Source organism: Parageobacillus caldoxylosilyticus NBRC 107762 (assembly GCF_000632715.1).
In the GTDB taxonomy this organism is placed as follows: domain Bacteria; phylum Bacillota; class Bacilli; order Bacillales; family Anoxybacillaceae; genus Saccharococcus; species Saccharococcus caldoxylosilyticus.
On the sequence record NZ_BAWO01000062.1, the window covers coordinates 23,258 to 32,914 of the forward strand.

Genomic DNA, 9,657 nt, shown 5'->3' on the forward strand with positions numbered 1-9,657 from the left:
GAGATTGAGAAGTATTTCACAAGACAGGAGGCGCGAGCAATGATCGTGCACGAATTGATTGGCACGGAAACCTTGTTTGCCGAGCAACTGAAGGAAGGATACTATGTGATTCGGGAAAAATACAACAAGCTGGACGTTCAGCCGCAGGACATCGATACGTTTCAGCAAATCGACTGTGGGACGGAAGAAATCGTCACCGTTGTTTTTGACCCGGGCGACGACTATTCGCTCATTTGTTTAGACACATATACATTCAAGACGAAAACCCCTTCCCTTTCCGAACTGCGGCAAACACTTGAAATAAAGCATAAAGATCTTTTTCAATAAATCCATTACTTAGGGCGTAATACGGCCTTTACCTTATATGGCAAGTACCATGAAAACCCCCTTTACTTGCCATTTTACTCCCTCAAAAAATGGCGAACAGTAATGTGTACTGTTCGCCATTTTTCGTGAAAACACATATTCTTTTATCGTCACAATGCATCATTTCACTTCCATTCTTCACTGCCGATCGTGATCCAATACTCACTTCAAGAAACCCTTAAACTACCTGCAACGCCTGCCATACATCTGCTTTCAGATCATCGATATGTTCGATTCCGACCGAGAATCTCACGAAATTAGACGGAATCCCAGCGGTCCGCATTTGCTCCTCGGTCATCACTCCTTCCCACATCGCCGCTGTGTGTACCACAAGGGAATCGACCCCGCCCAGACTCACCGCGTTTGGCGGCAGTTTCAATGCAGAAACGAACCGCTGAGTTTCTTCATAACCGCCTTTAATGGCAAAGGCAATGACTGCTCCGAACCCCCGCATCTGACGTTTTGCCAACTCATGTTGCGGATGGCTAGGAAGGCCAGGATAATATACACGCTCTACCTGTGGCTGCTGCTCCAAAAACTCAGCCAAAGCTAAGGCGTTGGCATTAATGCGTTCCATCCGTATCGGAAGCGTACGCAGACCGCGCAATAATAGCCATGCATCCATTGGCGAGAGGACAGAGCCGATGGAAATATGCGTGTGCCAAATACGCTCGGCCAACTCCTCGCTGGTGCAGATGACACCAGCTGTCAAATCATGGTGTCCACCCAAATATTTTGTTGCGCTGTGAATGACGATATCGACACCCAGATCGTGAGGACGCTGATTGATCGGCGATGCAAACGTGTTATCGGCCGCAACGATAATTCCATGCGGGCGCGCCAGCTCCGCCACAGCAGCCAAGTCCGTCAACACCAAAGTTGGATTAGCTGGCGTCTCCACCATGATGAGCTTTGTGTTAGGCCGTATCGCTTCCGCAAAAGCGTTGATGTCCGCTTGTTCGACCAGAGTCACTTCCACGCCAAATCGCGGCAGCATCTCATCCATGATCTTGGCGGTACTCATATAATGACGCGTCTGTGCAATCACATGATCTCCTGCACTGACTAGAGCTAGAATGGTCGTAGCAATTGCCCCCATCCCGGAGCCCGTTACCATTGCGGTTTCTGTTCCTTCCAGCTCAGCCATAATCTTCGCTACGCGCTCATGCACCGGATTCCCGTAACGTGTGTAATACCGGGCATGACGGGGTGTTCCCGCCATTTCCGCAAATTCACTGGAGTTATGCGCACGAAACGTAGCTGTGTAATAAATTGCCGGAGCCACCGTTCTATCATTGGTTACCCAATCATCGCCATGCACAACCAATGTTTCGGTTCGGAGTTCTTCAAGATTCAGCTCTTCACGGTTATCACGTTTGTCCATCTACTCTCTCTCCTTTGCTTTTCTAGATACTCGGCTAGACAAGTGCTCTTGATAAAAACAAGTTGGTGCCGATCATAAAAATCAATCTTTATGGCAAAGAATTTAGCCTCATCCTGATTGTCCTGATTTCCAAAAGATTCTTACACTTCTCTCAGCGATTACATGATGAAATGATCGATGAAAAAATTTATGTATGCTAGCTTGTCTATGAACCTCTTTCTCTCTTTGCTTTTGATTTGTATGGATTTATTTTTGTAACAGACAGAACTTTTGTTTATTTCAGAACTTAATAGATATTATATATAATTTTTTTAAAAAAAGTAAACCTATCGCTTTAATAAAGTTACTAACTATAAAAGTTACTTCTCTTTTTAAATTTATATGATTTTACAAAAAATCATAACCAAATATAAAAGAGAAGGGTTTTCTGTGTTAGAACTCATACAGGTTTAAAAAAGGATTTAAAAACGTCATATACTTTAAAATGATCAGAGGAGTTCCTTTCCTTCAATCAGACTGATTAAATAGGAAAAGGAACTCCCCTTATTTTCTGCCTGCATTTTTTGTTATTTGTAATTTAGTTTTCTTCCCATGTTTACCGCAAAATTGTTAATGCCAAAAATGAATCGGCCTTGACACCATCCGTATTTCCTTATTTAATTTTCCATAATGCGTCGGTTAACGTATTTACCAGGAACGAGAGATCGCTGTCTTCTATATTCAATGGTGGCGATAATGTTAGCACATTGTTGTATCCCGCAACAGTCGTGCCGTTTTTCCCAATAATTAGGCCGTTTTCTTTGCAAATGCCAATCACTTTATTAACAAGCGAAACATCCAGAGGCTCTTTCGTGTCTTTGTCAGCTACTAGTTCAATTCCAATGAGCAAGCCTTTTCCGCGCACATCGCCAACATAAGGGTGGTCTTGCAGTTTATTTTTTAATTCATTTAACAGTCGGTCGCCTGCTTCCTTCGAACGCGCAAATAAATTTTCCCTTTCCATAATTTCAATATTTTTTAATGCCAAAGCGCATGCTGCAGGATGGCCGCCAAACGTGTTAACATGACGGAAATAGTCATATTCTTCCGTTCCTTTAAACGCCTCATAAATCTCCTTTCTAACAGCGGTCGCCGATAACGGCAAGTACGCGCTTGTAATTCCTTTTGCCATCGTAATAATATCCGGCTTTACCCCATAGTTCATGAATCCAAACGGTTTGCCTGTCCGGCCAAATCCACAAATCACTTCATCGACAATTAACAAGGCGCCGTGTTTTTCGCACACTTCTTTTACGGCTTTCATATATCCTTCCGGCGGTATTAGCACTCCCCCTCCAGTGATAATCGGTTCCATGATTACCGCCGCAATAGTTTCGCTCAACTCCCATGTCATCACATCGTCGATTACTTTAACGGACCGTAAATCTCGCGGATTTTCCGCTTGATCATTGTCACGATAGCTGTCTGGAGGCGGCACATGAATAAACCCTGGCGCAAGCGGTTCATATTTATATTTCCGTTGTGCCTGTCCCGTTGCGGCAAGAGCCCCCATCGAATTTCCATGGTATGCCCGATAGCGGGAAATAATTTTATATCGGTTATACTCTCCTCTTTGTTGATGATATTGCCTTGCGATTTTAAAGGCAGTTTCATTGGCTTCAGAGCCGCTGTTGGAAAAGAAAATAACATATTCGTCCCCAAGCAGCTCATTTAATTTCTCACCAAGCTGAATGGCCGGCACATGACTTTGAGTAAGCGGAAAGTACGCAAGTTTTTTTAGCTGTTCATAAGCTGCTTCCGCTAATTCCTCACGTCCATATCCTACATTCACACACCATAATCCCGCCATCGCATCTAAATATTTTTTTCCTGTATGGTCGGTAACCCAACATCCTTTCGCTTCTGTCACCACTAGTGTCGCATCCGGATTATACGGCTTCATCGAATGCCATATATATTGACTATCTTTCGCAAGCCATTGCTCGTTTTGATGAACCTGAACCATTTCTCTTCCCTTCTTTCTATGGTAAAGTAAACTCCCTTCCGCCTAGACTTCGTCTCAAAACGGAGGGGTTCCCGAGTAAGTAAACCTGTTCTTGCTCAGCTTAATAAAACTTCGTACAAGATGTTGTTAAAAATCGAATCGAGAAGTAATCATTTTTTTGCGTGTATAGAAGTTCACTCCATCTTTTCCGTTTACATGGAGATCCCCATAAAATGAATCCTTCCAGCCGGAGAACGGGAAGAATGCCATCGTTGCCGGTACACCCACATTGATTCCCAACATTCCCGCATCCGCTTCTTCACGGAATTTCCGGACAGCCTTCGCATCTTTCGTATAAATGGTCGCACCGTTTCCGTACCGGGATTTGCGAATATATTCAAGCGCTTCGTCCAAATCTTTGGCACGCAGCAAGCTAAGAACAGGAGCAAAAATCTCTTCTTTGGCAATCGTCATATCTGGTGTGACATGATCAAAAATCGTTGGTCCAAGGAAGTTGCCTTCTGGCATTTCATCCATTTCTTTGCGTCCATCCCGAATCAGTACTGCTCCTTCTTCAATCCCTTTTTGAATGTAGCCTAATACTTTTTCACGGTGGGATTGACGAATAACTGGGGTTAAAAGTACTTCTGGATCCATGCCATTTCCGATAATAAGCTCATCTGCCTTTTGCTTTAGCAGTTTTACAAACTGTTCATTGTCGCCGACCACGACAACTGCGCTGCATGCCATACAACGCTGCCCTGCACTTCCAAAAGCGGAACTGATCACGTGCTGCACCGCTGTCTCTATATCCGCATCAGGCATGACGATGTGATGGTTTTTCGCTCCGGAAAGCGCTTGTACACGTTTGCCTTGTGCAGCGGCACGCTCATATACATACTTGGCAACAGGTTGTGAACCAACAAAAGAAATGGCTCTAATATCCTCGTGGTCGATGAGGGCATTAACGACATCATGCGCCCCATGAACGATATTAAGCACTCCTTCTGGCGCCCCAGCCTGTGTAAACAACTCAGCTAGTTTATTGGCTAAAATCGGTGTTCTTTCAGATGGCTTTAATACGAACGTATTCCCGCAAGCAATCGCCAACGGAAACATCCAAAGAGGCACCATCATCGGAAAATTAAATGGTGTAATTCCAGCGACTACTCCTAAAGGATAACGGAACATTTCGGAATCAATACCTTCCGCAATCCCTGATAGTGACTCTCCCATCATTAATGTTGGAGCGCCTGCGGCAAATTCCACGCACTCAATGCCCCTTTGAATCTCCCCATGCGCTTCTTTATAGGCCTTTCCGTTCTCTTGAACGACAAGCTTTGCTAATTCTTCGTGATGCTCGTTCAATAAATGATGAAAGGTAAACATAATCCGCGCCCGCTTAGGAACCGGTGTGTTTTTCCATGTTTCAAATGCTTTTTTGGCCGCTTGAACAGCTCTGTCTACATCTTCCTTCGTCGAAATCGGAACCCGCGCCAATACTTCCCCTGTCGCCGGATTCGGCACTTCCAATGTTTCTGTCCCGCTTGATTCTACCCATTGTCCATTAATAAAGTTTTTCAAAATCGTTGTTTCGTTCTTTGTCACCGTCATCATAAAACCTCCTTTTTTATGTCGGGCTATTTCGAATTATTTAACTTTAAGAAAATTATCTCTTAATTTCCAATCTCCTTCATTAGACAAAATGTAAAAAATATAAATGTGTTCATTCCACAATATGACTAGGCTCCTTTGTTGAACAGCAACAAATACATAAGAAATAAAACTCCTCTACTTCTGTAGAAGAGCCTTATTTGTCATTTTGTACATATTGCGCTTCGTTATTTGGCATTAAATATTCGTATGCTTTGATCATAAATTCAATAGCTAACCGTTTCTCCGGATTCATAAAATCGTCACCCAATAATTTTTCTAGTTTTTGGATACGATGATAAAGCGTTTGTCTAACGACAAACAATCTTTTGGCCGTTTCTTTTTTCGAACCGTTGCACGCCAAATACACCTTTAATGTTTCCATCAGCTTTCCATTGTATTTTTTATCATATTGAATAACAGGTTCTAAATATTCCTTTACCACCTCTTGCAAATCGCTATATTTATGAATAAGCGAAATAATTCGATATATATGTAAATCCTCGTAAAAATAGCTATTTGCTTTTTCTCCAAGTTGGTTTCGAATTTTAATGGTTTCTAAAGCCGTGCGATAACTTTTGTCCATATGGGAGAGGTTTTCCACAAATTTCCCGACTCCGATGAGAAAGTTCGGTATTCTTTTCTTATTCGCAAAATCAGATTCCATCAAATATTTAATTCCTATCTTCATACGATTTTTCCATGTTTTTATGTCACGCTTATTCACCATAATAAAGACAACGCTATTGCGAAAATCAACAGGAAACGTGGAGAATCCCTGTTGCTCAAAAATAGTCCGGCACAATAATTTGAAATAAGTAATATCTAAGTTGGAGTATTGTTTGGATGATTTGAATCTAAAAATACTTACAAATCCGCCTTTTGGTTTTAATTCTGCTTCATGGTCTGTTAAATAGTCGACAATAGCTTCACTCGTATGCTCTCCTTCTAACCAGCTCTTTAACCATTCATTTTCTTGCACCCGCTTTTTTTCCTCTACATATAAATCCCGCAATAAATGTTGGGCAAGGGCCGTAGCTGTTCGATCCAAAATGAGAAGATCCAATTCGCTAATTTCTTTATCGATGGAAACAATGGATAATTCCGCATATTCATTCCCGAAGATTCGGATGGACTGTGAGGCTGTCTTTTGCTGTGGATGAAGCGTAGGATCAAACCATTGCTGTTCTTCTTTAGATTGTTGCACATATTTCGGTACTAACTCTACCTCTTTTCCATTGATCCGAAAAATGACTTGATGACCTAAATAATCATGTAGAAATTTTAAAATCTCATCATAATGATCAATCGATAACAATTTCTTGTTTAATTCTTGTGAATACGACTCTAGGCTGGAAATGATCTGATAGTGCTGGTTAATTAAATAGGTGTGGATATCTTGGGTGATTTCGACGAATGGAACTTCTTTGAGAAAGAGAATGATGGGAAAGTGGTGTTCGTTTGCTAAGTTAATAATCTCTTGTGGAATGGAAGAAGCATAAGTTCCCATTTCAATACATAATCCGGACGCATCACATTCAATGAGTTGTTGCACAAAAGATAGAAACAACGATTTATTTTCCTTCCATCCTACTCCAGTGGATAGAATCAGTTCTTTTCCCTTCAATAGTTTATTAATTTTTGTCACTTCCACAACGTGCACCCATTTCACCGTGCGATTCAAACCTTGATGCCCCGCTGCAATTTGAATATGTTCAAAATGTTTCCTTTTCAAAATATCGGAAACGGTTAATTTGGAAGTTTTCATACACTTCTCTTTTCCTCCTTTGTGCAACAGATAATTTGAATATAATAATAATATTCAGTATATTGTTCTTTTTTCCTTCTTAAAGCAAAAAAAGGAGTGGTTCATCACTTCACCTCGTTAGAAGTTGAATCTGATGATTTCGACGATGAAGTAGATAACCAGTATTGCTGTGATGATTCCGTAGATTAAGTTTTTTCGGGATGAAATGTGACGTCCAAAAGAGGAAGATGGCTGCTGCGATTAGGATAAAAACGATGACAACGCCTTCTCTTTCATCTTCTAGACCTCCTTCCCTTGTTTGAGAAGGAGGGAATTTTTGTGCGAAGGCGGGTAGAAAGGTGTGGAACGCAGTATCAACCGTCCGAAAGAGCGCAGACCCTTACGCGCCTAACAAGCAAAAATTATAATGAGGTGAGGCAAAGGAAGGAGCGTACTTGGGAAGGAGGCAAAAATAAAACGCATTTTTGGCCTGTTGCATTTTTTTAAAATGCAACGGCCTAAAAGCGCGCCGAGACACATTGTCGACTTTCGTGGCGATGGTAAGCCCTCGCTTTGCCGGTAAAGGGCGAGAACCTCTTCGATCTCTTGCCTGCCAGATCCGATGGAAACGGCGCCTATTCCAACGCAGCGAGCGCCATTTTTCCGAAAGAAGGAGCTTGAGGCCATAACGATTTTTGTTTTGCTTCTTCGATTCCTTTTCCCATCCAGTCAGGAAAGAATTTAATATCCCCACCGGCGACAAAAACTTTCTCACCTGCACCTGTAAGGATAACTGTTTTCACAGCAGCATTAGCTTTTATTTCATCGACTGCATGAGACAATTGCATCCATTACATTGACAGGAGGATTGTCGATGGTGATTATAGTAATACTATTTAATATTGACCAAAAAACGACTTGTTTATTTTTCATCGGCTTCCCTCCTCAAGTTCATTCCTGCGGCCGTACTGGTTTCGCAAAATATACTTTTGGACCTTTCCGGATGGAGTGCGCGGTAATTCTTCAACAAAAACGACTTTTTTCGGTTTCTTATAGCTGGCAAGATACTTTTTGCAATACTCTATCACTTCCTCCTCCGTCAACTTGGCCCCTTCTTTCCTTACAATGACCGCACATACGGCTTCAATGTATTTCGGGTCGGGAATGCCGATGATTGCCACTTCCTTAACTGCCTCATGCCGATAAAGTACATCTTCAATTTCAGCTGCGTATATATTTTCACCGCCGCTACGGATCATATCTTTTTTCCGGCCGGCAATCGATAAATACCCATCATGGTCAAACTTCCCCAAATCCCCTGTTTTGCACCAACCATTTACGAACGTTTTTTTCGTTTCATCTGGCTTCCTCCAATATCCGACGGAAACCGCCGGGCTTTTGATCGCGATTTCCCCGATTTCTCCAGTTGGTAAAGGTGTTCCGTCGTCATCGATGATCATTATTTCAGTCAGCGGCATCGGTTTTCCAACGGTATGTCCTTTCAAAAGTGCATCTTCTGGGTCAAGGGCAGCGGCAATTGGGGTTCCCTCTGTCAACCCATACACTTGGACAACGCCGAGATGCGGAAATTTTTGTTTTAGTGTCTCTAAAGCCCATGGCATGAGCGGGTCGCCTCCGGTGTAGATTATTCTTAAATGTTTCAACTGATACTGATCAAGTGCGGGTGAGTTGAGCATTTCATAAATCATAAAAGGAAATAAAAAGCAGTCGGTCGCTTTTTCTTTTTCGATAACAGAAAGAATTCTCTCAATCTTAAAACCTTTGCTTTTCGTTATGATAACCGTTCCGCCCATCATCAAAATAGGGAGAGCGAGATCTTCCATCGCTCCGACATGATAGAGCGGCCCTGTCGTCATCCCAATTTCCTGTCCTGTAAATTTCCACTTCATCGACTGCATGGCACAAAACCAAAACGTCGTTTCATGCGTCCAGATGGCTCCTTTAGGTCTTCCCGTTGTCCCCGAAGTATACATAAGCATGAGTGGGTCGCTTAATTTAATATGATCGGTCTTTACCTCGTCTGGATCACCGCTATTTAAAATAGCCCAACTTTCCGCCCAAGGTGGAATGTCTGCTTCGTTATTTGATAGACATATGTAGCGTTCAACCTGAACTTGATCCTTAACTTCTTTAACATGAGTTGCCAAAGTTGAATGGAAGCATAATATTTTCGTCCCCGAATCATTTAGAGCATATTCCAATTCAGCACTTGCAAGGCGAAAGTTTAGACGAACAGCTATTGCTCCAAGTTTGGCTGCGGCAAAATAAAGACCAAAATATTCAAGGCAGTTGTAAAGTAAAATCCCTATCCGATCACCTTTTTGTATTCCCAGTTCACGAAGCTTATTTGCATAGGCATTCGAAACCAGATGGAGTTCCTTATATGTCCATGATCTTCCGGATTCTTCTTTTATGGCTATTTTTTCATTATTACTCACATTAGCGTCATTGGCCATTCGTCTTGTCAGAAAACCCAAATCCAATGAAACCCCTCCCTCTATA

At 42.2% G+C, this 9,657-nt stretch carries 6 protein-coding genes and 1 pseudogene; 1 reads left to right on the forward strand and 6 read right to left on the reverse strand.

Annotated features, from left to right (window positions below; all coding sequences use genetic code 11):
* Positions 1-39: 39 nt before the first annotated feature.
* Complete coding sequence (locus GCA01S_RS15970) at positions 40-327, forward strand: hypothetical protein (RefSeq protein ID WP_042411371.1); 288 nt, start codon at positions 40-42, stop codon at positions 325-327.
* 217 nt (positions 328-544) lie between these two features.
* Here GCA01S_RS15970 and GCA01S_RS15975 read toward each other — a convergent pair whose 3' ends face one another.
* From GCA01S_RS15975 to GCA01S_RS16000, 6 genes and pseudogenes are all read right to left on the reverse strand, one after another.
* The gene (locus GCA01S_RS15975; protein ID WP_042411373.1) at positions 545-1,750 is read right to left on the reverse strand and encodes a trans-sulfuration enzyme family protein; all 1,206 of its coding nucleotides are present in this window, start codon (positions 1,748-1,750) and stop codon (positions 545-547) included.
* A 652-nt stretch (positions 1,751-2,402) separates the two neighbouring features.
* Positions 2,403-3,755, reverse strand: a complete 1,353-nt coding sequence (locus GCA01S_RS15980; protein WP_017437714.1) for an aspartate aminotransferase family protein — start codon at positions 3,753-3,755, stop codon at positions 2,403-2,405.
* Positions 3,756-3,881: 126 nt separating this feature from the next.
* Positions 3,882-5,348 (reverse strand): CoA-acylating methylmalonate-semialdehyde dehydrogenase, encoded by a 1,467-nt coding sequence (locus GCA01S_RS15985; protein ID WP_042411375.1) that lies wholly within the window; start codon positions 5,346-5,348, stop codon positions 3,882-3,884.
* Positions 5,349-5,544: 196 nt separating this feature from the next.
* Positions 5,545-7,155 carry a PucR family transcriptional regulator gene (locus GCA01S_RS15990; RefSeq protein WP_042411378.1) on the reverse strand — a complete coding sequence of 537 codons (1,611 nt, stop codon included), beginning with the start codon at positions 7,153-7,155 and terminating at the stop codon, positions 5,545-5,547.
* Positions 7,156-7,805: 650 nt separating this feature from the next.
* Positions 7,806-8,067, reverse strand: a pseudogene (locus tag GCA01S_RS21370) (enoyl-CoA hydratase/isomerase family protein); the annotation flags it as partial.
* Positions 8,064-9,656, reverse strand: coding sequence for an acyl-CoA synthetase (locus tag GCA01S_RS16000; RefSeq protein WP_409978120.1), 1,593 nt, complete (start codon positions 9,654-9,656; stop codon positions 8,064-8,066). The pseudogene GCA01S_RS21370 and the gene GCA01S_RS16000, both read right to left, overlap by 4 nt.
* Position 9,657 lies beyond the last annotated feature (1 nt).